Annotated in this window: 18 protein-coding genes; 14 read left to right on the forward strand and 4 right to left on the reverse strand. The window is 32.4% G+C overall.

What is annotated here, in order from left to right; translation table 11 throughout:
• Nucleotide 1 precedes the first annotated feature (1 nt).
• Together BSD9I1_RS01950 and BSD9I1_RS01955 are read left to right on the forward strand one after the other, a co-directional pair.
• Nucleotides 2-1,363 carry a hypothetical protein gene (locus BSD9I1_RS01950; RefSeq protein ID WP_186428890.1) on the forward strand — a complete coding sequence of 454 codons (1,362 nt, stop codon included), beginning with the start codon at nt 2-4 and terminating at the stop codon, nt 1,361-1,363.
• A gap of 252 nt (nt 1,364-1,615) precedes the next feature.
• A complete protein-coding gene (locus BSD9I1_RS01955) occupies nt 1,616-2,917 on the forward strand; it encodes an acetyl-CoA hydrolase/transferase family protein (RefSeq protein ID WP_186428891.1) in 1,302 nt (433 codons plus the stop codon).
• A 78-nt stretch (nt 2,918-2,995) separates the two neighbouring features.
• Here BSD9I1_RS01955 and BSD9I1_RS01960 read toward each other — a convergent pair whose 3' ends face one another.
• Entirely contained in the window at nt 2,996-3,877 is an 882-nt protein-coding gene (locus tag BSD9I1_RS01960) for an SDR family oxidoreductase (protein ID WP_186428892.1), read from the reverse strand.
• A 195-nt stretch (nt 3,878-4,072) separates the two neighbouring features.
• On the opposite strand from BSD9I1_RS01960, the gene BSD9I1_RS01965 reads away from it, so the two are divergent.
• The 9 genes from BSD9I1_RS01965 to BSD9I1_RS02005 all read left to right on the forward strand — a co-directional run bounded on the left by BSD9I1_RS01965 (nt 4,073) and on the right by BSD9I1_RS02005 (nt 14,062).
• On the forward strand, nt 4,073-5,170 hold the full coding sequence (locus tag BSD9I1_RS01965) for an endospore germination permease (RefSeq protein WP_186428893.1): 1,098 nt from the start codon (nt 4,073-4,075) through the stop codon (nt 5,168-5,170).
• 3 nt (nt 5,171-5,173) lie between these two features.
• Nucleotides 5,174-6,637 carry a spore germination protein gene (locus tag BSD9I1_RS01970; RefSeq protein WP_186428894.1) on the forward strand — a complete coding sequence of 488 codons (1,464 nt, stop codon included), beginning with the start codon at nt 5,174-5,176 and terminating at the stop codon, nt 6,635-6,637.
• Nucleotides 6,638-6,647: 10 nt separating this feature from the next.
• Entirely contained in the window at nt 6,648-7,742 is a 1,095-nt protein-coding gene (locus BSD9I1_RS01975; protein ID WP_186428895.1) for an endospore germination permease, read from the forward strand.
• Nucleotides 7,739-8,839, forward strand: a complete 1,101-nt coding sequence (locus tag BSD9I1_RS01980) for a Ger(x)C family spore germination protein (RefSeq protein WP_186428896.1) — start codon at nt 7,739-7,741, stop codon at nt 8,837-8,839. Before BSD9I1_RS01975 ends, BSD9I1_RS01980 begins: the two co-directional genes overlap by 4 nt.
• Before the next feature lie 52 nt (nt 8,840-8,891).
• Nucleotides 8,892-9,524 carry a TrkA C-terminal domain-containing protein gene (locus BSD9I1_RS01985; RefSeq protein ID WP_035307306.1) on the forward strand — a complete coding sequence of 211 codons (633 nt, stop codon included), beginning with the start codon at nt 8,892-8,894 and terminating at the stop codon, nt 9,522-9,524.
• A 221-nt stretch (nt 9,525-9,745) separates the two neighbouring features.
• On the forward strand, nt 9,746-10,933 hold the full coding sequence (locus tag BSD9I1_RS01990; protein ID WP_186428897.1) for a glycine betaine/L-proline ABC transporter ATP-binding protein: 1,188 nt from the start codon (nt 9,746-9,748) through the stop codon (nt 10,931-10,933).
• Nucleotides 10,933-11,751 carry an ABC transporter permease gene (locus BSD9I1_RS01995; protein ID WP_373419332.1) on the forward strand — a complete coding sequence of 273 codons (819 nt, stop codon included), beginning with the start codon at nt 10,933-10,935 and terminating at the stop codon, nt 11,749-11,751. The genes BSD9I1_RS01990 and BSD9I1_RS01995 overlap by 1 nt, the downstream gene beginning before the upstream one ends.
• Nucleotides 11,752-12,052: 301 nt before the next feature.
• Nucleotides 12,053-12,943 carry a glycine betaine ABC transporter substrate-binding protein gene (locus tag BSD9I1_RS02000; RefSeq protein ID WP_186428898.1) on the forward strand — a complete coding sequence of 297 codons (891 nt, stop codon included), beginning with the start codon at nt 12,053-12,055 and terminating at the stop codon, nt 12,941-12,943.
• Between the two features lie 225 nt (nt 12,944-13,168).
• The gene (locus BSD9I1_RS02005; protein WP_242966382.1) at nt 13,169-14,062 is read left to right on the forward strand and encodes a glycine betaine ABC transporter substrate-binding protein; all 894 of its coding nucleotides are present in this window, start codon (nt 13,169-13,171) and stop codon (nt 14,060-14,062) included.
• Between the two features lie 107 nt (nt 14,063-14,169).
• On the opposite strand, the gene BSD9I1_RS02010 is transcribed toward BSD9I1_RS02005, so the two are convergent.
• Nucleotides 14,170-14,907, reverse strand: a complete 738-nt coding sequence (locus BSD9I1_RS02010) for a YoaK family protein (RefSeq protein WP_186428899.1) — start codon at nt 14,905-14,907, stop codon at nt 14,170-14,172.
• A 439-nt stretch (nt 14,908-15,346) separates the two neighbouring features.
• On the opposite strand from BSD9I1_RS02010, the gene ftsH reads away from it, so the two are divergent.
• Together ftsH and BSD9I1_RS02020 are read left to right on the forward strand one after the other, a co-directional pair.
• On the forward strand, nt 15,347-17,269 hold the full coding sequence (ftsH, locus tag BSD9I1_RS02015) for an ATP-dependent zinc metalloprotease FtsH (RefSeq protein WP_186428900.1): 1,923 nt from the start codon (nt 15,347-15,349) through the stop codon (nt 17,267-17,269).
• A 61-nt stretch (nt 17,270-17,330) separates the two neighbouring features.
• Entirely contained in the window at nt 17,331-19,475 is a 2,145-nt protein-coding gene (locus tag BSD9I1_RS02020) for a UvrD-helicase domain-containing protein (RefSeq protein ID WP_186428901.1), read from the forward strand.
• Nucleotides 19,476-19,517: 42 nt separating this feature from the next.
• Here the strand turns inward: BSD9I1_RS02020 and BSD9I1_RS02025 are convergent, their stop codons facing one another.
• Together BSD9I1_RS02025 and BSD9I1_RS02030 are read right to left on the reverse strand one after the other, a co-directional pair.
• Complete coding sequence (locus tag BSD9I1_RS02025) at nt 19,518-20,600, reverse strand: ATPase (protein ID WP_186428902.1); 1,083 nt, start codon at nt 20,598-20,600, stop codon at nt 19,518-19,520.
• A 159-nt stretch (nt 20,601-20,759) separates the two neighbouring features.
• Complete coding sequence (locus BSD9I1_RS02030) at nt 20,760-21,944, reverse strand: cation diffusion facilitator family transporter (protein WP_186428903.1); 1,185 nt, start codon at nt 21,942-21,944, stop codon at nt 20,760-20,762.
• Between the two features lie 175 nt (nt 21,945-22,119).
• On the opposite strand from BSD9I1_RS02030, the gene BSD9I1_RS02035 reads away from it, so the two are divergent.
• A complete protein-coding gene (locus BSD9I1_RS02035; RefSeq protein WP_186428904.1) occupies nt 22,120-23,421 on the forward strand; it encodes a M18 family aminopeptidase in 1,302 nt (433 codons plus the stop codon).
• The last annotated feature ends 23 nt before the right edge of the window (nt 23,422-23,444 follow it).

Genomic DNA, 23,444 nt, shown 5'->3' on the forward strand with positions numbered 1-23,444 from the left:
CATGGCTCTACAAAGAGAGTATGGAAAAGAACAACCTTATATTCCAGCGGGACCGTTTAAAATAAGATTGCCATTTATACACTATAAGTGGGAGATGTCTGAATGTCTACAAGCAATACTCATGTGCGCAACATGCCTCGGAGCAATTCCGGTGCTAGAGGAGGTGCTTGGTGTACCTTATGAAATTGCTTGGAGTATGGTTATTATCAATGGTTTCCTTTATTTATTACACACTTTACTAGGAGACCCTGTGGTTCCGGGGTGGATTACACCAGCCATACCGCTTACAACCGCATTTTTAACAGGGTATATGCAGGGGCCAGAAAGAGTTCAAGCGTTGATAGCACTACAACTTTTGGTGGGAATTATATTTTTAATAATGGGTATAACAGGCCTAGCAGGCAAGGTAATACACTTTGTTCCTACATCCATTAAAGCGGGTATTCTTTTAGGAGCAGGTCTTGCTGCTATTATTGGAGAATTTAAAGTAGGCGGCAGATTTGGAAAATATCCAATTGCGATTGTCATTGGTGGATGTGTTGCGTATTATTTGTTATTTTCTGAGAGTTTTAAAAGCTTAAGAAAAAGAAACAAATTTATGGATAACCTCGGGAAGTATGGAATGCTCCCAGCTGTTGCTTTGAGTATCATTGTTGGACCAATAGCAAAGGAACTACCAGTACCTAATATAGAAATCGGAACTGTATTTAAAATTCCAAATGTTGCAGGAATATTTAAAACCTTGAGTCCTTTTAGCATTGGATTTCCAACTATTAGTGTTTTTGTTGCAGCAATACCAATGGCAGTAATGGTTTATATAATCGCCTTTGGTGATTTTGTAACAAGTGAGTCTCTTATAAAGGAGGCAGATGAAGCAAGACAGGATGAAAAAATTGACTTTAGTGCTAATCGATCTAACTTAGTAAGTGCACTTAGAAATATAATTCAAGCATTATTTAATCCATATGTTGCTTTATGTGGACCATTGTGGGCAGCAGTAACAGCAGCTGTTGGGGAGAGATATAAGGAAGGTAGAGGTGCTATGGACTCTTTAGTTGGAGGAATGGGAACCTTCCGATGGATGACATTTATATCTGTAGCTTGTATACCAATTGTTTCATTAGTGCAACCAGTATTGCCAGTAGCATTGGCCCTTACGTTGCTTGTTCAAGGTTTTATTTGTACAAGACTTGCCATGAGTATGTGTCAATCTGATCTAGACAGAGGTATTGCTGGGGTTATGGGTGCAATTATCGTAACAAAAAGCGCAGCTTGGGGATTAGGAATAGGTATCTTATTACACTTTATTTTAGCAGATATGAAGAAAAATAAAGTAGCTGTAGAAGAAACTTTGAATAGCTAATGTTCTTTCTTAGTTTATAGGCAGGAATGAAAAGTATAACCGCTTTTAATATGAAAAAGAATAAAGAGAAGTTGATGTAATCTTATATCAACTTCTTTTTTTATACAGAATTATAAATGAATACTCTTAAATTTTAATTTTAAATATAAAATTATTTTAAAATTAAAGAATAAGTAAGGTGAACTTATCATAAGATTCAAAAAGAAATATAATTTATGACATTAATGTCAGTATAGGGGGAGTGATGTTTACATGGATTGGAGAGAACTCTATAATGCTAAATTAGTTTCTGCAAAAGAAGCTGTAAGCGCAATCAAATCAGGAGACAAGGTAGTTGTTGGACATGCTATATCAGAACCATCCACAATCGTTGAGGCTATGGTAGAAAATAAGGAAAGCTATCAAAATGTTGAGATTATTCATATGCTGCCTATGGGGAAGATGGAATATGTAAATATCGGCATGGAAAAACATTTTAGACACAATGCTTTGTTTGTTGGTGCTAGAACCAGGGATGCAGTGGCTTCTGGAAGAGCAGATTATACCCCATGTTTTTTTCATGAAATACCCGATTTGTTTAAAAGAAGTTATATACCTGTAGATGTAGCCTTAATTCAAGTGACTCCTCCAGATAAACATGGATATTGTAGTCTTGGTGTTTCTAGTGATTATATAAAGCCTGCTGCAGAATGTGCAAAACTTGTAATTGCAGAAGTAAATGATAAACTTCCAAGAACGCTAGGAAATTGTTTTGTTCATATTTCTGATATGGATTATATAGTAGAAGCATCTCACCCTTTAATAGAATTAAAGCCTCCTAAGATAACTGATGTTGAAAAAGCTATAGGAGAAAATTGTGCATCACTTGTAGAAGATGGAGCAACTCTTCAGCTAGGCATTGGGGCTATTCCAGATGCAGTGCTTTTATTTTTAAAGGACAAAAATGATTTAGGAATACACTCAGAGATGATATCTGACGGAGTAGTAGAGCTTGTGGAAGCTGGGGTTATAACAAACAAGAAAAAAACTATCAATCCAGGAAAAATGATTGTAACTTTCCTTATGGGAACAAGGAGACTTTATGATTTTATAGATGATAATCCAATGGTTGAGTTACATCCTGTAGATTATGTAAATGATCCATATATCATTATGCAAAATGATAACATGATATCTATAAATTCTTGTGTACAAGTGGATCTAACTGGACAAGTTGCATCAGAAAGTGTAGGGCTTACACAAATAAGTGGAGTTGGAGGACAAGTTGACTTTGTAAGGGGGGCTAACATGAGTAAGAATGGAAAATCTATCATGGCGCTACCTTCAACGGCAGCAGGTGGAACCATATCAAAAATAGTACCACTACTTGACGAGGGAGCAGCTATAACCACATCAAGAAATGATGTGGATTATATAGTGACTGAATACGGTATAGCAAGACTTAAAGGAAAAACTTTAAGGGATAGAGCAAGGGAACTTATAAACATTGCCCACCCTAAATTTAGGTTAAGTTTAATGGAAGAGTTTGAGAATAGATTTAAGATGAAATTTTAAATAATCCCCTAGAGATCAATCTATGAAGTAGAATGATCTCTAGGGTTATTTTATAGATACAGCCTAAAATGCTATCCTTTATCCGTTAACTATTTCTCCCCCATTTACATGGATAATTTCTCCGGTTATAAAGGAGGCATCATCAGAACCTAAAAATACGTAAGCTGAGGCAAGCTCCACAGGTTGGCCTGGCCTTCCAAAGGAAGTATTTGAACCAAATTGTTTTACTTTATTGGTGTCGAAAGAAGAAGGTATAAGTGGAGTCCAAATAGGACCCGGAGCTACAGCATTTACTCTTATTCCTTTAGATGCTAGTGAGATTGCCATAGATCGGGTAAAAGTAACTATGGCACCCTTGCTTGATGAATAGTCTATAAGGAGTTCGTGGCCCTTATAGGCTGTAATAGAAGCTGTATTTATTATAGATGATCCTCTTTTCATGTGAGAAAGAGCCTCACGAGTTAAATAAAACATAGAAAATATATTAGTTTTAAAGGTTTCTTCAAGTTGAGCATCTGTAATATTTTCTATAGTATTTTGAACATATTGAACTGCAGCATTATTTATTAAAATATCTAATCCTCCAAGTTCTGTTACAGTTTGTATTACTGCAGACTTACAAAATGCGGAATCTTTAATGTCACCGGGAATAAGTATGCAGCGCCGTCCACATTTTATAACAGCTTCTTTAGTTTCTTCGGCATCTTGATGTTCATTAAAATAAATTATTGCAATATCGGAGCCCTCCTTGGCGTAGGAAATAGCTACAGCTCTTCCTATCCCACTATCTCCACCGGTTATAAGAGTTACTTTATTGCGTAGCTTTCCTGAGCCTTTGTAATTAGGGTTATCATAAATAGGTTTTGGATTCATATCTTTTTCAATTCCAGGATGCACATTTTGGTGCTGAGGTGGAATTTCTTTAGGAAAGTTTTGTATGAAGTTTTGCATATCGCCCATATTAGCATACCTCCCTATGGTTTTTATTGTTTATTTTATTAAGATATTACTTATTTATTATTTAAAATACGTCTTTGAAATATTCCTAAGTAAGTAGTGTGAATTTTTGTATATGTTTGGTTTATAGGGGAAAAATAAATTAAAATGAATAGCTTGTTGATTTTAATAAATTTAACCAAAAGGAAAGCAGAAAATATGAATATTAGCAACAAGATAACAGAAAACCAATATAGGTCAATTGTAGAAGGTTCTATGGTAGCCGTAGGAATATTAACTTTATCTAGGGGGGTAAGTAGAAGTGCTTATCATGAGGGGTGGATATCTGTAATCCTTGGGGGAATATATCCTATAATTGTGGTGATATCAGCATCCTTTATAGATAAAAAAATGAATGGTTGTAGTTTTGAAAAAATAAATGATAATATATATGGAAAGTTTTTATCTAAAATAATATTAATAGCTTTTTTTATAAAATTTACTCTTTATGGGGCTAGTGTTTTAGCAGGTTTTGTCAATGTATCAAAAATAGTAATTATTCCATTTATATCACCTTATGTAATACTAGCTGTTTTATTTTTCATAACCTTATATGCAACTATAAATGGTCTTACACTAGTTGGGAGATTATGCGAGGTAGTATCTTATTTATTGATATTACTAGTAATTATGATGAATTCATTTTTAATTGAAGGGTATATGATAAATGTCAAACCATTCGTTTCATCCTTTAAGAACATAATCTCAGCTGTACCAAGCAGTTTGTTTTCATATACGGGAGTAGAAATAAGTTATATAGCTATACACTTCATAACTAATAAATCTAACCCTAAGAAGGCAGGTTTGCAGGCAGTTTTGCTTATTATTTTTGTATATGCATCAAATGTATTTGTAATTATCTACTGCTTAGGATGGGAAATAACTTCAAAAAATTCATATCCAATTTTATTTTTATCCTCTACTATAGAAATACCTATAATTGAGAATCTTAGAACAACATTAATGGTAATATGGAGTTTTATTATATTTAGAATTCTTGCTTGTGACTTTTTTGCTGCAGCATATAGTTTATCAAAGGCTTTTAATATGAAATATAAAGCAAGTGTAATAATTACTTTAATTCTAGGGGCAATTGGAAGCATTTTTATGATGCCTGAATACAATAGGGCAAATATTTTAGACAAGGTTACTCCATATACCATGGGCTTTGGAATGTTATGGGGAATAATAACTTCCATAATTATTATAATTAAAAATAAAAAAGTATCTAATAATTCCTATAAAAAGGGGGATTAATTAATGATTGAGCTTAAATCAAATTTAAATACTAACGTAGATATAATTTCATCTAACATTCCTTTAAATTATAATTTTGTAAAAAGGGAATTAGTTATTAAGAACGGAGTGCCTTGTATTATTTTATATATAAGTACTCTTATAAATCAGGAGTATTTGGAAAATAACGTAATATATCCTTTGTTGTTTCAAGTACAATCACCAATAGATAATGTTGTAAATAAAGTAGAGTTTGTTGCTAAAAAGTTTATTGTCTCAAGTGGGATTGAAATAACAAAGGATGTAAACTTTATAGCTAGTGAACTGATGCATGGCCAGTGTGCTATTCTGATTGGGGATGAAGACAAGGTTATAATTTGTAATACAGCAGGTCCTAAGCATAGAGCTATTACAGAATCTCAAGTGGAAAAGGTAATAAAGGGTGGAAAAGAAGCCTTTATTGAAAGCTTAAGTATAAATATAGCCTTAATACAACAAGGAATCAAAAATGAACACTTAAAAATTGATAAATATATATTTGGAAAAGAAAATAAAGCAGATGGGGTTTTAATGTATTTAGATAATGCTATTGATAAAGAAATTTTACAGAAGATAAAAGATGATTTAAGTTCTATAAAGATGCCCCAGGTTTTAGGACCGGGTGTTGTAATGCAACTGTTAGAAAAATTTCCATATTCAATTTTTCCTCAATCAAAAACTACTGAAAAACCTACAAAGGCAGTTTCTGATATACTCCAGGGGAAGGCAGTGTTAATAGTAGAAGGTGCACCTTATGTAATGATAATGCCAGTGGTTTTTATGGAATTTTTTCAGGAGGTTGAGGACTATGGTAATAGGCTGCTTTTAGCAAATTTTGATAGAATAATAAGACTTTTAGCTTTAGCAATTATTTTAACTTTGCCATCCATATATCTTATACTTCTCAAATACAATAGTGAGCTTACGCCGCTAAATTTATCAAAGATAATAGTAAGATCAAGGCTTGATATCCCACTGCCCCCTTTTGTAGAAATACTCATGATGGAGATAGTAGTTGAGGTGCTTAGAGAAGGGGGATTAAGATTACCGACTCCTGTAGGTCAAACGCTGAGTATAATAGGAGGAATTATACTTGGTCAGTCAGCTACTGAGGCTGGAATTGTAAGCCCTACAACCTTAGTAGTTATTGCTATTACAGTTATATGTACATTTGTTATTCCTAATTATGATATGGCACTTTCAATAAGACTTTTAAGATTTGGCATGCTTACGTTAACTGCTTTATTGGGAATACTAGGACTTTTAATAGGTACACAATTAATAGTAGTAAGATTAATGAAGATGGATTCTTATGGGGTTCCTTATCTTTCACCTATAGCACCATTAAGATTTGGTGGACTGAAAGATACGCTAATTAGAAGCAAAGTTGAAAATTTAAATAAAAGAGCAGAGGGATTTAAATTAAACGAAAATAAAAAGAAACAATAAGAGGGTAATTGTGAACAAAGAAACTAATAATAAAATAACGGAAAACCAATACATGGCACTTGTCCAAAGTTCTATGATTGCAATAGGAATACTAACACTTGCTAGAGGTTTAGCTAAACATGCTTATCAAGATGCATGGGTATCAGTAATTATTGGAGGGATATACCCAATAATTATAGTAATAATGGCATCATTTATTGATAAGAAAATGAATCACCATAATTTCTGGCAAATAAATAAGGAGCTGTATGGAAAGTATTTATCTTATATCATAATTATAATATTTATTGCAGTATTTTCTTTTTCTCAGCTAAGTATAATATCTGGCTATGTAAATGTAATAAATGTAATACTAGTTCCTTATTTACCAAAGTACGTTAGTATAATTACTATTATGCTGCTAACTTTATATACTGCTATAAGTGGACTTAATATAGTATCTCGATTATGTGAAATAGTATTTTACTTGTTAATAATTTTTATAGTCATAACATTAGCCCTTATTTCTAAGGGAAATGTTATAAATGTAATGCCTTTTTTTAGTTCATTTAAAAACATATTAGCGGCTATACCTGATAGTTTATATTCATATGCTGGAATAGAGCTTAGCTATGTAGTTATATCATTTATAACTAATAAAAGAAACACTAAAAAATCTGGGATTTATGGTGTGTTAACTGTTATAGTTTCATATACCATAAATGTATTTGCGACTATATGGTGCATAGGATGGGAAATGACAGCTAAGTATTCAGATCCGACTTTATTTGTAGCGTCTAGTGTAGAAATACCTTTAATTGAAAATGCTAGGACTATAATAATGATTATATGGAGCCTTGTTATATTTAGAATTCTTGCATGTGAGCTATTTGCATCATCATTTTGTTTATCTAAAGCGACAAGCATAAGTTATAAGAAAAGTTGTGTTATTATAACAGCTATATTAATACCTCTAAGTTTTTTTCTATTACCTGAGCGTAATAGGATAAAGATTGTAAGTAAAGCTACTCCTTATCTAGTGATAGTAGGATTAGCTTGGGGAGTCATAACCTCCATAATTATTTTAATTAAGAAAAAGAATTATAAGGAGGAAATAAAGCGATGAAAAGGAGTATAAGTTTATGCTTAATTATGTCACTTACTTTGATACTTTCTGGATGCTATGATAGATACCCACAAGAGAAGCTAGGAATAATTGTAGGCCTAGGTTATGATTTGGAAGACGATGGAGTAATGGCTACATATAAAGACACGTCAGAAACATTTGTTTTTAGAGGACAACAGCAAATTGATCATGAAGTAGCAACAGGACCAGGCAAGTCTATATATAGCACCCAAGATGAGCTTCAATCCAAGTCTAGTAGAAAGTGGATTATAGGAAGTGAATTGGTATATTTGATAGGGGAAGAAAGAGCAGAGTATGGAATTAAGGATTTAATTGATGCAATGATGAGGGATGCTGATAGAAGAAGAGGGGCATCCGTAGCTGTTTCTAGGCAGACGGCAGAACAAATGTTTCAGTTACAACCTAAGGCATACTCAACTATGGCAGAAGACATTCATGGCACTTTAGAATTTGCATGGCAGGAAAGTTTTTTTAGCAAAGATATTAAAATCAGTAACGTTTTGCAGATGTATCATCAAGAAGGAAGGGAAATGGTGATTCCCTATCTTGGGATAGATAAAAATAGAGTTAAAGTAATAGGGCTTGCACTATTTGATGGGGACAAGATGATAACTACTGTAGGCTTAGCAGAAGCAAAACTTATAAACCTTTTAAGAAATAATAAAACAAAGGGGCATTTGAGTGTAAATTTCCCAGAAAGGAATAATTATTATGAAGGATATTTTACAAGTAATCGAAAGGTTAAAGTTTCTAAGGAAGAAGAGAATTTAAAGTATTCCATAGACGTAACACTTAGAGGAAACTTAAAAGTTAATACTGTAATTAATAAAGCTATAACAAAAAAAGAAGTTAAGGAAATAGAGAAGGATTTCGAGAAGGTGCTAAAGAAGGATTTAGAAGGAGAAATAAAAAAAATACAACAATCACATGGAGTTGATTGGCTGGATTTAAGTAAATATGCAGTAGCTAAATATGGAAGATTAAGTGACTATGGAAGCAATGAAAACTTTAAAAACGCCCAAATAGATGTAAATGTAAAAGTTAAAATAGATTCTATAGGAGGAAAAACTGAGTAATTTGTGCTATAATCTATTTGCTTAAACATATATACATTTGGAGGTTTTTAAAATGGCGGATAGAATAGAACTGCCTAGATACATAAAAATTGCAGTTGATGTAGCTTCAAGAATATATAAAGGTTCCTTAAAGGAAGCAAGTACTTTAAAGGGAAGATCTATACTGGCAAGTGAGTATAATGTATCTCCTGAAACTATAAGAAGATCCATGAAGCTTTTAGAGGATAAAGGGGTTGTGGAGGTAAGCAAGGGTATAGGGGTTATAGTAAAGTCGTCTAAAAATGCTTTGCAATTTATAGATAGCTTTAAAGAAAAGGAACATATAGGTGACCTAAGAAGTTCACTAAAAAATTTAACAGATAAAAGGGATGAAATAGAAAGGGAGATACAAGAAGTAAATTCAAAAATACTTGAATATTCTTATAGATATAAGAGCACAAATTTAGTAGAAATACTGGAAATTGAAGTTCCAATAGAATCAAAAATAATAGGAAAAACCGTTGGAGAAGTACAATTTTGGTACAACACTGCAGCAACTATAGTTGGAGTTAAAAGGGAAAATACAATACTTATTTCTCCGGGACCATATCTAGTATTTACTCAAGGAGATATAATACTGGCAGTTGGAGATGAATGGGTAAGCGAAAGAATAAGAAAGTTTCTAGAAAACTATGATAATTATTAAGTAGGGTTCTAGATACTGAAACTAAGTTTATGTAATTAATAGTTTTATCATATATGCATAAAAAAGATAGCCTTCTAAGTAAAAATTAACCATATTTTACTTAGAAAGCTATCTTTTTTTATTGACATACTGACAACTTAGTGATAATATAAAGTTGTTGCATAAGACAACTTAGTGACGATGTAAAGTTGTTTCATAATAATGGAAGGAGAAAAATATTTATGAAGATAGAAATTAAAAATTTATATAAGATATTTGGTAAAAATCCCAAAAAGGTTGTTCCCCTTCTAGAAGAAGGTATGAATAAAGAAGAAATATTAAAAAAGACAGGTAACTCTGTAGGAGTCAATAATGCAAATTTTCAGGTTAATGAAGGTGAATTTTTTGTAATTATGGGGTTGTCAGGAAGCGGTAAATCCACTCTCTTAAGATGCTTAAATAGGCTTATAGAGCCAACCTCTGGAGAAATATTAATTGACGGACAAGATGTTTTAAAATGCAAAGAAGAAGAGCTTAGGGAAATTAGAAGAAAGAAAATGGCTATGGTATTCCAAAACTTTGGGTTATTACCTCATAGAACTGTATGTAAAAATGTTGAATTTGGATTAGAAATACAAGGTATAGACGAAAAAATACGAACAGAAAAGGCTTATAAAGCATTAGAACTCGTAGGGCTTAAGGGATATGAAGAAAAAATGCCTCATGAGCTTAGTGGTGGTATGCAGCAAAGGGTAGGACTTGCAAGGGGACTTGCTACAGAGCCGGAGATACTTTTGATGGATGAAGCCTTTAGTGCACTAGATCCTTTAATAAGAAAGGATATGCAACAAGAAATGATAGAGATTCAATCTAAAATGAGAAAAACTATAATATTTATCACCCATGATTTAGATGAGGCGTTAAGGCTAGGTGATAGAATTGCAATAATGAAGGATGGAGTAATAGAACAAATAGGAACTCCTGAGGATATCCTGGCCAATCCTGCAAGTGAATATGTAAGGAAGTTTACTCAAGATGTTGATAGAACTAAGGTTATGACCGCAGGTGCTATAATGCAAAGAACAAATGTAATTATATCAACAAAAGATGGCCCTAAGGCAGCAGCAAGGGCTATGGAAGAGCAAGGAATTTCAAGTATATATGTAATAGATAAAGATAGGATTCTTCAAGGTATAGTAAAAATTGATGATGCTATTGAAAGCTATAAAAAAGGAGAAAGAGATATATCAGATATAATAATAAAAGAAGTAGCTATAACTTCTCCAGAGACTTCAATAGCAGAGCTTCTTCCTATAGCAAAGGATATATCATATCCAATAGCTGTGGTAGATAAAGAAAATAAGATGCTGGGAATAATTAAAAGATCTACAATTATCGCAGGAATCATAGGAGAGGAGGAAGGTAGATAATGACATTTCATATAGGACCTTATTTTGAGGTAATCATTGAGTGGTTAAAATCAAATTTGGAAGTTTTTTTTGATGGAATAAAGATGATAAGTGAGTTTTTAATAGATGGATTAGAAGGAATACTAACTGCGCTGCCAGCTTTAGTTGTTATACTTTTAATAACTGCGCTAGCATATTATATGGCTAGTAGAAAAACAGCAGTATTTACGTTTTTAGGGCTTTTCTTTATAAATAGCATGGAGCTTTGGAGTCAGACTATGAGCACATTATCTCTAGTTTTAGTATCTACACTACTAGCGCTTATTATAGGTGTTCCACTTGGGATACTTTCAGCAAGATATGATCGAATGAATAGGATTATGAGACCAGTTTTAGATTTTATGCAGACCATGCCAGCCTTTGTATATTTAATACCGGCAGTACTTTTCTTTGGTATGGGAAAGGTCCCTGGGGCAATAGCTACTGTAATCTTTTCTATGCCGCCAGCTGTAAGACTTACAAACTTAGGAATAAGACAAGTACCAAAGGAAGTTATAGAAGCATCTAAGTCCTTTGGATCAACTAGAAGCCAAATGCTGTATAAAGTTCAGCTTCCTATAGCGCTTCCTACAATACTTGCAGGAGTGAATCAAACTATAATGTTATCCTTATCTATGGTAGTTATATCAGCCATGATAGGAGCAGGTGGTCTTGGAAGAGAAGTTTTAACAGGGATAACTCAGTTGAAAATAGGTACAGGTTTTGAAAGTGGACTTGCAGTGGTAATTCTTGCAATGATACTGGATAGGATAACTCAATCTCTTGGAAAAACTGCGTAATATTTTATGATAATGTTGAACCTCAAGTATAGGATTTGTACCTAGGAAAGCGATTCATTTCGCTAAAAACGGCTAATATCTATAAGTTAAAAATACCTAAGCCTTATAAACTAGCTGTCGCTCAAACAGTATAAGGCTCTATACGGTATTTTAAACTTATAAATAAAGCCGTTCTAAAGCTCATTCAATGCTTTCTACGATACAAATTCTATACTATATGTTCAACATTAAAAATATTACTAGAGACTACGTAAGGAAGAAATTCAGCGAACTGAATTTCCATAATAAAAGGAGTGATTTGATGAAATTAAGAAAAGGTATACTAAAATCAATTGCATTGATGTCTATTGGAGTGATAACTGCGGTGTCATTAGCTGCCTGTGGGGCGTCAAATAAAGGTAAAGGCGGAGATTCATCTAAGAAGGTAGAACTTGGCTACGTAAACTGGGCAGAAGGTGTAGCTATGACAAACCTTGCAAAGGTTGTACTAGAAGAAAAAATGGGATATACAGTGGAAATGACAGAGGCAGATCCAGGGGTAATATTTACATCCCTTGCAGAAGGGGATACAGATGCATTTTTAGATGGATGGCTTCCTGTTACTCATAAAAGTTACATGGATAAATATAAGGATAAGTTATTGGATTTAGGAACTAGTTTTAAAGGAGCTAAGATAGGTCTTGTAGTACCTAAATATGTAAATATAAATAGCATTGAGGAACTTAAGGCTAATAAGGATAAATTTGATGGTAAGATAATAGGAATAGATGCTGGAGCAGGTATAATGGAAACTAGTAAAAAAGCTGTTTCAGAATATGGACTTGATATGGAGCTTATGGAAGGCAGTGAGCCAGCTATGCTTACAATGTTAAAAGATGCCATAGATAAAAAAGAACCTATAGTTATAACAGGATGGGCTCCACATTGGAAGTTTGCTAAATGGGATTTAAAGTTCTTAGAAGATTCAAAGAAGGTTTATGGTGATGCAGAAGACATTCATAAACTAGCAAGACTTGAATTAGATAAGGATATGCCAGAAGTGGCAGAATTCCTAAAGAACTTTACAATGAACGAAAAGCAGCTTGGAGATTTAATGGCAGCTATAGCAGATGGTCAAAAGCCATTGGAAGCTGCAAAGGAATGGATGAACAATAATGGAGATGTAGTAAATTCATGGATACCAAAAAAATAGATAATTAATAACTAAGGAAGAAATTTAGCTAGCTAAATTTCTTCCTTTTTTTAGAAAAAATTCAAGGAGGTTCAACCTTGACAATGTAACAACTTAATGCTAATATATAAGTTGTATAACAAACAACTTATATTAAATAAAAAGTTGTTTGTTATTTGGTGGATAATATTTATTAATTAAATAAATTGATTATCTATATATTATATAAAGATGGGAGTTTTTTTAATGAGATTAAGTAAAAGAATGAAAAGAATGATCACGGCAGTATCTATAGGTATAATTACTACTTTATCGATATCAGGATGTACAGAAGGTAAAAAGCAATCAACAAATGATAGTTCTAAAGAGGTTAAGTTTGGGTATGTTAACTGGTCTGATGGAATTGCTTTAACTAATGTTGCAAAGGTTGTTCTCGAAGAAAAGATGGGATATGATGTAAAGCTTACAGAAGCTAATGCTGGGATAGTATTTACATCTGTTGCAGAAGGAGATTATGATGCGTTTCTAAATGCATGGCTTCCAAATGCTCACAAAAGTTATATAGATAGGTACAAGGATAAATTAGAGGATTTAGGTTCTAATTATGAAAACTCTAGAATAGGATTTGCAGTACCATCTTATGTAGACATAAATACTATTAAAGATTTAAAAAATAATGAGAGCAAATTTGAAAATAAAATAATAGGAATAGATGCTGGTGCAGGAATAATGGGGAAAGCTAAAAAAGCTATTTCGGAATATGGACTCAATATGGAGCTTATGGAAGGTAGTGAGGCTACAATGACTGCTATGCTAAAGGAGGCTATAGATAAAAAAGAGCCTATAGTAGTAACAGGATGGAGACCTCATTGGAAGTTTTCAAAATGGGATTTAAAGTTTTTAGAAGATGAAAAAGATGTATTTGGAAAAGGAGAAGATATCCATACGGTAACAAGGCCAAACTTTGAAAAAGATATGCCAGAGGTTGCACAGTTTTTAAGAAATTTTAAAATGACAGATGTACAGCTTGAAGGGTTGATGAGAACCATATATGAAGGTGATAAAGGGGCATTAGAGTATTCTAGGGAATGGGTTCGCGAAAATGAAGAACTAGTAAATTCATGGATACCAGAGAAATAAAATTGCAAAACAATTTTTTAGGAATTAGGCAGAAGGAGTTAGGAGATGCAGAAGCTTTGTATAACAAGGTTTCTACATCTCCTAACTCCTTCTAACTTTAATGAAATTTAAATGGCGGAATTTCTTTCTTCTAAGTGTATAAACCTGTCCTCATCATAGGTTATTTCATCTTCTAACAAAGGTATATCTACGGTCATTTTCTGGACAATAGCAGTTAAAATAATTATAATAGCGGGAATTATAATTACCATTGAATTATCTATATAGTTTTGTGTTGTAAATTTTTCTATGAACTGAAACCCAAGAAAAGCGCCCAATGGAAATGCTATCCACCTTAGTAACCAGAATATAATACCGTTCCAGTTACCAGAAGATAAGTGTACTCCAATATCAGTAGCTGGTCCAGTTAAGTGAGTAGTACGGTTAATTGGTGTTAAGCTTGTAGCTGCATTTTGTCCTCCCATTGCCATTGGTATTGCTATGGCTACAAATCTAGTATCCCCTTTATATATAAAAAATGCTGCAATTAGTAAAACCATTCCTGAAAAAGTTAGTCCTCCTAGAAGTCCGCACTTTTTAGTAATTTTAGAGGATATAGCTGCGCCAATAATAAATATCACTACTATAGTTATTATAAAGTAAAAGGACTTTATATTTCCTTTAGCTATTAGCTCACCAAGTTCAGCAGCACGACCTGTCATAAATGAAACTCTTTCATTTAGAAAAAGTTTTAAACTGGCTGTATCAATCCATCCTGCCATCATAACTAGTATGAATCCTACAATGTTAACTGGAGTTAATATTTGGACCGTTGAGTTATCTTCTACTATTACTTTCTTCTTCAAATTTCATCACCCTTAGTATTTTTGCTAATACTATATTAACATATTATTAGCAAAATAGCGTATTATTTAGCCGATTCAGACATTTTTTCTTTAACCATTGGAGAAAAATTAATTTTGAGAGAAATGTTTATATTTAAAACATATAATTGAAGCTTTATTTGTTTTAAAAAGGATATTCTTGTATTATAATATAGCTAGGCTAGCATGATTTATCCGATCGCTACCATTGCTAACACCCCATCTTCTTCAAAGTGGGGGATAAGCACTGATACGCGCCTGGATAAGTTCTTCTAAGGTTCAGATGGAGAAAAGGTATTCCTTATAAGCAAACTCCACCTAAACCTAAGAATCACTTGATAAAAGCTTTAACTTCAGTGAATGGTTGGTTATAAATTACAAAATATAAATAAGTCATAATAAAATGGAGGAAGATTTTTAAATGCCTACAGATAAAAAGAATAAGGACAAGAAATTTGATGACAATAAGATGAAGTATATAATTTACTATGTCATTGCCGCAGCAATTGTAGTGTTTTTTATTAATGACTATATAATGAATACTCAGACAAAACATATTAAATACACAACTTTTTTAAACATGATAGAGCAAAAGCAAGTTAAGGAAGTAGAGTTTTCAAAAGATAAGGTTATAATATATCCTAATGAAAAATCAGGATATGAAGAAAAACTTTTATATACAGGAAAGGTTGAAAATGATACAGAGCTTTTAGAAAAATTAAATAAAGCAGGTATTTCTTATGATACCATAATTCCAAAGCAAGATAATCCGGTAAGGAGCTTTATACTTAATTGGATACTTCCTTTTGTAATATTTATGTTTATAGGAAGATATTTATTTGGAATGCTTGATAAGAAAATGGGCAGTGGCGTTATGTCTTTTGGTAAAAATACAGCTAAGATTTATGCAGAAAATGAAACTGGTGTAACATTTAAAGATGTAGCAGGACAGGAAGAAGCAAAGGAATCACTAGTAGAAATAGTTGATTTTTTACATAATCCTAAAAGATATACTGAAATAGGAGCAAAGCTTCCCAAAGGAGCATTGCTGGTAGGTCCTCCGGGAACAGGAAAAACCCTTCTTGCTAAAGCAGTTGCAGGAGAAGCCAAAGTGCCTTTCTTTTCTATATCAGGCTCGGGCTTTGTAGAAATGTTTGTTGGTATGGGAGCTTCAAGAGTCAGGGACTTGTTTGAACAGGCTCAAGAAAAGGCACCATGTATAATATTTATAGATGAAATAGATGCTATAGGCAAAAGCCGTGAAGGGAATATTAGTGGAAATGACGAAAGAGAGCAAACGCTAAATCAGCTTCTTGCAGAAATGGATGGGTTTGATTCCTCTAAGGGAGTAGTAATCCTTGCTGCAACTAATAGGCCAGAGGTACTTGATAAGGCACTTTTGAGACCAGGTAGATTTGATAGACGAGTAATTGTAGATAGACCTGACCTTAAGGGAAGAGAAGACATACTAAAGGTTCATTCAGTTGGGGTTAAAATGGATAAGGATGTAGACTTAAAGGCACTGGCAAAATCAACTCCTGGAGCTGTAGGAGCAGATCTTGCTAATATTATAAACGAAGCAGCATTAAGGGCAGTAAAGAATAATAGAAAAGAAGTAATACAAGAGGATTTGGAAGAAGCTGTTGAAATAATAATTGCTGGAAAAGAAAAGAAGGATAGAATATTATCTCCACAGGAAAAGAGAGCTGTGGCATTTCATGAGGTAGGGCATGCATTAGTAGCGGCTCTTTTAACCCATACAGATCCAGTGCATAAAATAACTATTGTACCAAGAACTATGGGGTCCCTTGGATATACTCTTCAAGTTCCTGCTAAGGAAAAGTATTTGAGTACTAAAGAAGAAATGCTTGATCAAATATCAGTTATGCTTGGAGGAAGGGCGGCAGAAGAGGTTGAATTTAATACGATTTCTACAGGAGCATTAAATGATATAGAAAGAGCAACAGAAACAGCTAGAAATATGGTAACTATATATGGAATGAGTGAAAGATTTGATATGATGGGACTAGAGTCTATATCAAATAGATATTTAGATGGCAGAGCCGTTAAGAATTGTAGTGAAACAACGGCGGCTATAGTTGATGAGGAAACTTTAAAGATAATAAAAGATGCTCATAGTAAGTCAATAAATATACTTAAGGAAAATCATGAACTGTTGAGAAGAGTTTCAGAAAGACTATTAGAAAAAGAAACAATCATGGGTGATGAGTTTATGGCTATGGTAGAAGGAAAAGAAATACATGAAAATATAGAGAGCAAAGACAATGTAGAAAATGTAACAAGTGCAGAAGATAGCGATGAAGCTACACATAAGTTAGTGTAGCATTATGACAAATTAAAAGTACTTGCTATCGGTTACTAAATTTAAACGGGGTGATACAAATATGGAAAGAGAAGAATTAGAGAGGGAATTAAAAGAAGAACTTCAAAAAGAATTAGACCTTGGTATCGAAAAAGAAAGACTTAAAGAGACTATAAATATAATCAATCAGGAAATAAACAATTATATAGAAAAGAGACATGAGATATCAGAATATATACTTGGGTATAGAAAAGAAGTATTAGAAGAATATAAAGATGATGAAGATAAAATAATTGAGTATTTTGACCATGAAAGGTTCGTAGCAGAAGAACAGTTTAAGGTTATAGATAGAAGATTAAAGGAGCTTGTCATACTGAAACCTAGTCCTTATTTTGGAAAGGTGAATTTTATTGAGGAAGAAATAGGACTAGAAGAAAGCATGTATATTGGAAGATTTGGTGTTATTCCTAAGGATGAATTTGAACCAATAGTTGTAGATTGGCGTGCGCCAATATCTTCACTGTTTTATGCTGGGAAAACGGGGGAAGTTTATTATACTTCTCCAAATGGAGAGATTAGAACTGAAGTTTTAAATAAGAGGCAATTTGTTATAAAAAAAGCACAGCTTCTAGGAATGTTTGATTCAGCTATAGACATTAAAGATGACATACTTCAAATGGTGCTAAGTAAGAATGCTACATCAAAGCTAAAAGATATAGTAATGACAATACAAGCTGAACAGGATAATCTAATAAGACAGCCAAAGGATAAAACCATAGTAGTTGATGGTGTAGCAGGAAGTGGCAAAACTACAATAGCACTTCACAGAGTAGCTTATTTGCTGTATAACAATAGAAAAACCTTGCAAGACAAGGTGTTAATATTAGGACCTAACAAAGTCTTTATGGAATATATATCTACGGTACTTCCAAGTTTAGGAGAGGTAGGAGTTAGGCAAACTACCTTTAGAGATTTAGCTATGGAACTATCTGAGATAGATAGTATAATGTCATTTAAGGAGTATATGGAAAATGTATTAAGTGGAAATAAAGAATTTATAAATGAGATGCTTTATAAGAATTCCGATGAATACATTGAAAAGCTTGATTTATTAATAAGTGACCTTGAAGATAATTATTTTGAACTAAGAGATATCACTATATATAATAAAATGATTATAAGTAAACAAGAACTTCGGGATTTATTTCAAAATCATTTTAAGGCTATGCCACTGTTCAAAAGAAATAAAAGAACTAAGAGAATAATTTATACTAGAATAAATGAATTAAGAAATGATGCAGTAAAGGCTATAGAGAAGAAATATAAGGAAAAAATGAATGCTCTTTCTGAAGAATCCTTAAATTTAGAAGGAAGCGAATTGGAATTTAAAAAAAGATTAGAAATAAGAGAAGCCATTGAAGAATCTATAAAGGCTAAACAAGGGTTAAGATGGATAAATAGTGAAGAAATAATTAATATATATATGAGATTTAATGAAGAAAAAACTTTAACATATGACGATTTAGCAGCGGTGCTTTATTTAAAGATAAAATTAGAAGGATTTACAGCACCAGAAGAGGTAAAACATGTTGTTATAGATGAAGCACAGGATTATAGCAAACTTGAATTTATGGTTATAAATGAGTTAACTAAGTGCCAATCTTTAACTATAGTAGGAGATAGCAACCAAAGGTTACTTCCTATAAGTGGAGAAGTACCTATGTGTTATATAGAAAAGTATTTATCAAATAAAAATGTACAACATTTTAAGCTTGATAAGAGCTATCGTTCTACTAAAGAAATAATGGAATTTGCAAATAAGTATATTCAGAGTGATAATATAGTACCTTTGGTGAGAAGTGGTGAAAGAGTAGAAGTAACTGAGTTTAAGCAATATGAAGATATAAAAGAAAAGCTTTTAATGAATATAAGTAAATTAAAGGAAAAGGGCCATGAAAGCATAGCGATTATATGCAGAGACCTAAAGGAAACCAATAAGATTGGGGAATTATTAAAAGATAAGATGTATATAAAGGTAATAGATAATGAGGAGATATTATATACTTCGGGGGAAGTTATAATGCCTTCATACTTTGCTAAAGGGCTGGAGTTTGACGCAGTAATTGTTATAGATACTAATAATGAAATAGAAAATAAAGATAAAATGCTTTATGTAATGAGTACAAGAGCATTACATGAACTATATGTGTATGAAAAAAATTGCTAGGAATTTACTCCTAGCAATTTTTTACCATTTAAGCTAAGTGAGTTATTTTTCATAGGAAATTAGTCTTTGTACAAGTTCATCTACCATTACATTAATTGTTTCAAAATTGATATTTGAAACATAGTAGGCTTCTAGTACGTCATGAATTTTCTTGCATTTAGTTATACATTGTAAGCCTTCGTGTAAGAGATCATAGAACTTAGCTTCATCCTTTTGAATTTCAGCTTTATATTTATCTAAATAATTTTTGTTTAAAAGATCTGCCATCTGAATATGCTCGCCTTCAAAAGATTTTCTATTTACTTCATTAGAAGTTACAATAGCTACATTTAAATCTGGAATAAAAATGTGTTCTATTCTATTTGGATTTATTACATCATGGAATATTTCTACAAAAAATCCGCGGTTTAAAGCTTCATCTTTTAAGAAGTTTAAAACCTCTGTTTTGCCAGTGCCGGGGTCGCCATTAAGCACATAGACATTTTTAAAAGGAGCTACAAGTTCATCAATAAAGGTTATTATTCCATTAGGAGTAAGTGCTGTACAGAATAGATGTCGTTCTTTTCCTATAGCAAGAACATTATCCTTGAAAATCTTATCCCTTAGTGTTTTCTTTAAATCATTCAATTTTACTTTATCTAGTGCTTCAAGATTATAGTCTCTCCAGTCTTCATGAACTGCAGCAGCAGCTTTAAAATAGTTAAAGCCCCTTTTATAGGAGCGACTATTATCAGCATAAATTGGATATAATTCTTCTTTTATAGATGACAATCCCTTTTCATCTAAGCATACTCCTAGATTAAATGTTTCATCTACAGCACCAGGATATACAGGATCTTGCATATGAGGAGCAGTACCATCAATCAAGGCTACATTTAGGCCCTTAATAAGTATTGCGTCTAAGGATTCGTTGTCAGAAGAACAGTGAAAGTAGTCTACATCATATCCTCTATTTTGAAATATATTACCTATTTTTTTCATTGCAGATGACTTGCCAGTTCCGGGGCCACCTTTAAAATATATTACTCTTCTAGCTTCCTTAGTAGGAATTATATAATTAAAGAAGAAATATGGGCCTAAAGGTGTATTGCTTCCAGGAAATAAGTGTCTTTCTCTTCCGGTCATAATTTCACACTCCATAAAAAAAATTATACAATATAATATGCAAAATTTAGTTCTATGTGATTGTGGAGCATAATATTTAAAAAGGTATTAATAAAAATAAAAAATCCATAATCGCTAAAATATAATATGTATTATAAGTTAACGATTATGGATTAATGGCTAGTTATTAGCAAAATCCCTATCTATTGTAATTATAGCATTATAGTGAGGGTGGATATTCTTTATATCCTTATTTAAACTGGATTTAATTTCTTCTATAAATTGACCAGTGAGTTTTTGTGTATAACATACAACTATATCAAATATAAGATTCTTAGTATCACCTTCGCCAACCATTCTAAAATCATGAAGTGATTTAATCATAGAATATTTAGTTATTATGCTTTCAACTTCACTTTTAGCATAATTTACTTCTTCATCATTAGTATTTATAGGATCCATATGCACAACAAGTACCACATTTAGCTTTTCAGAAATTTCCTTTTCAGCTCTATCGATAACCTCATGGATTTTAACTATTGATATATCCTGTGGCACTTCCGCATGAACTGTAGCTATAAATTTATTAGGCCCATAGTTATGAATTATTAAATCATGAGTGCCTGTTATATATTCATAACTTAATAAACTGCATGTTATCTTCTCAACTAAGTTAGAATCTGGTGCAGTACCTAAGAGAGGGTCTAAAGTTTCTTTTATCAGGGAATATCCTGAATAAAGTATAAATAAGGATACAAGCATTCCTATATATCCATCTATAGGAAAGGTAATCCACTTGGATAATAGTAAGGATAAAGCTACACCACTTGAAGAAAAAACATCTCCTAGTGCATCCATAGAGGAAGCTTGAAGAGCTGAAGAATTTATAGTTTTACCTATATAATTATTAAATCTACTAAGCCATACCTTTGTAAATATGGATAAAACAAGAAGTATAAAAGGAATAACTTCAAACTTTACATGAGTAGGATTAATAATTCTTGCATAAGAAGACTTTACAAATTCAAATCCGACTAAAAGAACCATAAAGGATACTATAAGTCCAGATAAGTATTCTATTCTTCCATGACCAAAAGGATGCTCTTCATCTGCAGGCTTAGAAGCTAGTTTAAATCCAAGCATAGTTATTACAGAAGAAGTGGCATCTGAAAGATTATTAAATGCATCTGCAGTAACTGATATACTTCCAGATACAATTCCAACTACAAGTTTTACTCCAAAGAGTATAGCATTAACTACTATTCCAATAATACTTCCTAAAAATCCATAGGAGTTTCTAACTTTTTCATTTTCAACATTTTCAGGGTTTTTTATAAAACGCTTAACTAATAATTGAGAGACCATTCTAAACACCTCGTAACTTTAATTAAATACAATTATAAATTATACCACTAACAATTACCAATTAACAATTATTAATTAACTATTAACTATTATCTATTATTTGAAAGAAGAACATAATTATGTTATGCTAAATTTATTAAATTTTCAATTAAAGTGAAGGAAAGGTTGATTGTGGATGAAGAATAAAGTTACATTAGCTAAGGATTTGATAGACTTTATATATAAAAGCCCAACGGCATTTCATGCTGTAGAAACTGTGAAGAGCATTCTAGATGAAAATGGATTTAATGAACTTAAAGAAACAGAGCAGTGGAATTTAAAAGCTGAAGAAAAGTATTATGTAATAAAAAATAATTCAGCAATAACAGCATTTGTTGTAGGAAGAGAAAGTATTGTAGAAAATGGATTTAGAATAGTAGGAGCACATACAGATTCTCCAACCTTCAGAGTTAAACCTCATGCTGAAATGACATCAGAGGGGAATTATTTAAAGTTAAATACGGAGGTTTATGGAGGACCAATCTTAAATACTTGGATGGATAGACCATTGTCTATAGCAGGAAGAGTTATTTTAAAATCCAATAATCCTTTGAAACCAAATTGTAAATTGGTAAATATAAAAAAGCCAATACTTATAATTCCCAACATAGCTATACATATGAACAGAGAGGTAAATAAGGGATTTGAAATAAATGCCCAAAAGCATACATTACCTTTAGTTGGAATGATTAATGATAAGCTTTCGAAGGAAGATTTCTTGCTAAACATTATAGCAAAGGAATTGAATATAGATAAAAGTGAGATACTAGATTTTGATTTGTTTTTATATGAATATGAAAAGGGCTGTATAATGGGAGCAAATGATGAGTTTATATCCAGTGGAAGATTAGATGATTTGGCTATGGTGCATGCAGCTCTAGAAGCCCTTATAAATTCAAAGCCATCGACCGCAACAAATGTTTTAGTGTGCTTTGATAATGAGGAAATAGGAAGTACTACAAAACAAGGAGCAGATTCTATATTCTTATCAAGTATTTTAGAAAGAATAGTAGAAAAGGAGCAAAGTGGGAAGGAAGCATATTTTAGAACTTTGGCAAACTCCTTCATAATATCTTCAGATTTAGCTCATGCAGTACACCCTAACTGGGAAGAAAAAACAGACCCTACTAATAGACCTATAATAAATAAGGGACCTGTAATTAAAATAAATGCTAACTTCAGTTATACTACAGATGCTTATAGTTCAGCTGTTTATGAAGGGATATGTAAAGAACGAAGTGTTCCTGTTCAAAAATTTGTAAATAGATCTGACTCAAGAGGAGGTTCAACTATAGGACCTATATCTTGGTCTCATGTGAATATTCCATCTGTAGATATAGGGACTCCAATACTTGCAATGCACTCTATAAGAGAACTTGGTGGAGTAGATGACCATTACTACATAGCTAAAAGCTTTGAAGGATTTTATTCTATATAACGTATAGAAATTATGGATTAGAT

This window comes from Clostridium sp. BSD9I1 (assembly GCF_900185645.1).
Lineage (GTDB): Bacteria > Bacillota > Clostridia > Clostridiales > Clostridiaceae > Clostridium_AK.

What these genes read in the sequence shown, in the direction of transcription:
- BSD9I1_RS01950 (WP_186428890.1), top strand. Translation starts at nt 2, where the DNA reads ATGGCTCTACAAAGAGAGTATGGAAAAGAACAACCTTATATTCCAGCG.
- BSD9I1_RS01955 (WP_186428891.1), top strand. Translation starts at nt 1,616, where the DNA reads ATGGATTGGAGAGAACTCTATAATGCTAAATTAGTTTCTGCAAAAGAA.
- BSD9I1_RS01960 (WP_186428892.1), bottom strand. Translation starts at nt 3,877, where the DNA reads ATGGGCGATATGCAAAACTTCATACAAAACTTTCCTAAAGAAATTCCA.
- BSD9I1_RS01965 (WP_186428893.1), top strand. Translation starts at nt 4,073, where the DNA reads ATGAATATTAGCAACAAGATAACAGAAAACCAATATAGGTCAATTGTA.
- BSD9I1_RS01970 (WP_186428894.1), top strand. Translation starts at nt 5,174, where the DNA reads ATGATTGAGCTTAAATCAAATTTAAATACTAACGTAGATATAATTTCA.
- BSD9I1_RS01980 (WP_186428896.1), top strand. Translation starts at nt 7,739, where the DNA reads ATGAAAAGGAGTATAAGTTTATGCTTAATTATGTCACTTACTTTGATA.
- BSD9I1_RS01985 (WP_035307306.1), top strand. Translation starts at nt 8,892, where the DNA reads ATGGCGGATAGAATAGAACTGCCTAGATACATAAAAATTGCAGTTGAT.
- BSD9I1_RS01990 (WP_186428897.1), top strand. Translation starts at nt 9,746, where the DNA reads ATGAAGATAGAAATTAAAAATTTATATAAGATATTTGGTAAAAATCCC.
- BSD9I1_RS01995 (WP_373419332.1), top strand. Translation starts at nt 10,933, where the DNA reads ATGACATTTCATATAGGACCTTATTTTGAGGTAATCATTGAGTGGTTA.
- BSD9I1_RS02000 (WP_186428898.1), top strand. Translation starts at nt 12,053, where the DNA reads ATGAAATTAAGAAAAGGTATACTAAAATCAATTGCATTGATGTCTATT.
- BSD9I1_RS02005 (WP_242966382.1), top strand. Translation starts at nt 13,169, where the DNA reads ATGAGATTAAGTAAAAGAATGAAAAGAATGATCACGGCAGTATCTATA.
- ftsH (WP_186428900.1), top strand. Translation starts at nt 15,347, where the DNA reads ATGCCTACAGATAAAAAGAATAAGGACAAGAAATTTGATGACAATAAG.
- BSD9I1_RS02020 (WP_186428901.1), top strand. Translation starts at nt 17,331, where the DNA reads ATGGAAAGAGAAGAATTAGAGAGGGAATTAAAAGAAGAACTTCAAAAA.
- BSD9I1_RS02025 (WP_186428902.1), bottom strand. Translation starts at nt 20,600, where the DNA reads ATGACCGGAAGAGAAAGACACTTATTTCCTGGAAGCAATACACCTTTA.
- BSD9I1_RS02030 (WP_186428903.1), bottom strand. Translation starts at nt 21,944, where the DNA reads ATGGTCTCTCAATTATTAGTTAAGCGTTTTATAAAAAACCCTGAAAAT.
- BSD9I1_RS02035 (WP_186428904.1), top strand. Translation starts at nt 22,120, where the DNA reads ATGAAGAATAAAGTTACATTAGCTAAGGATTTGATAGACTTTATATAT.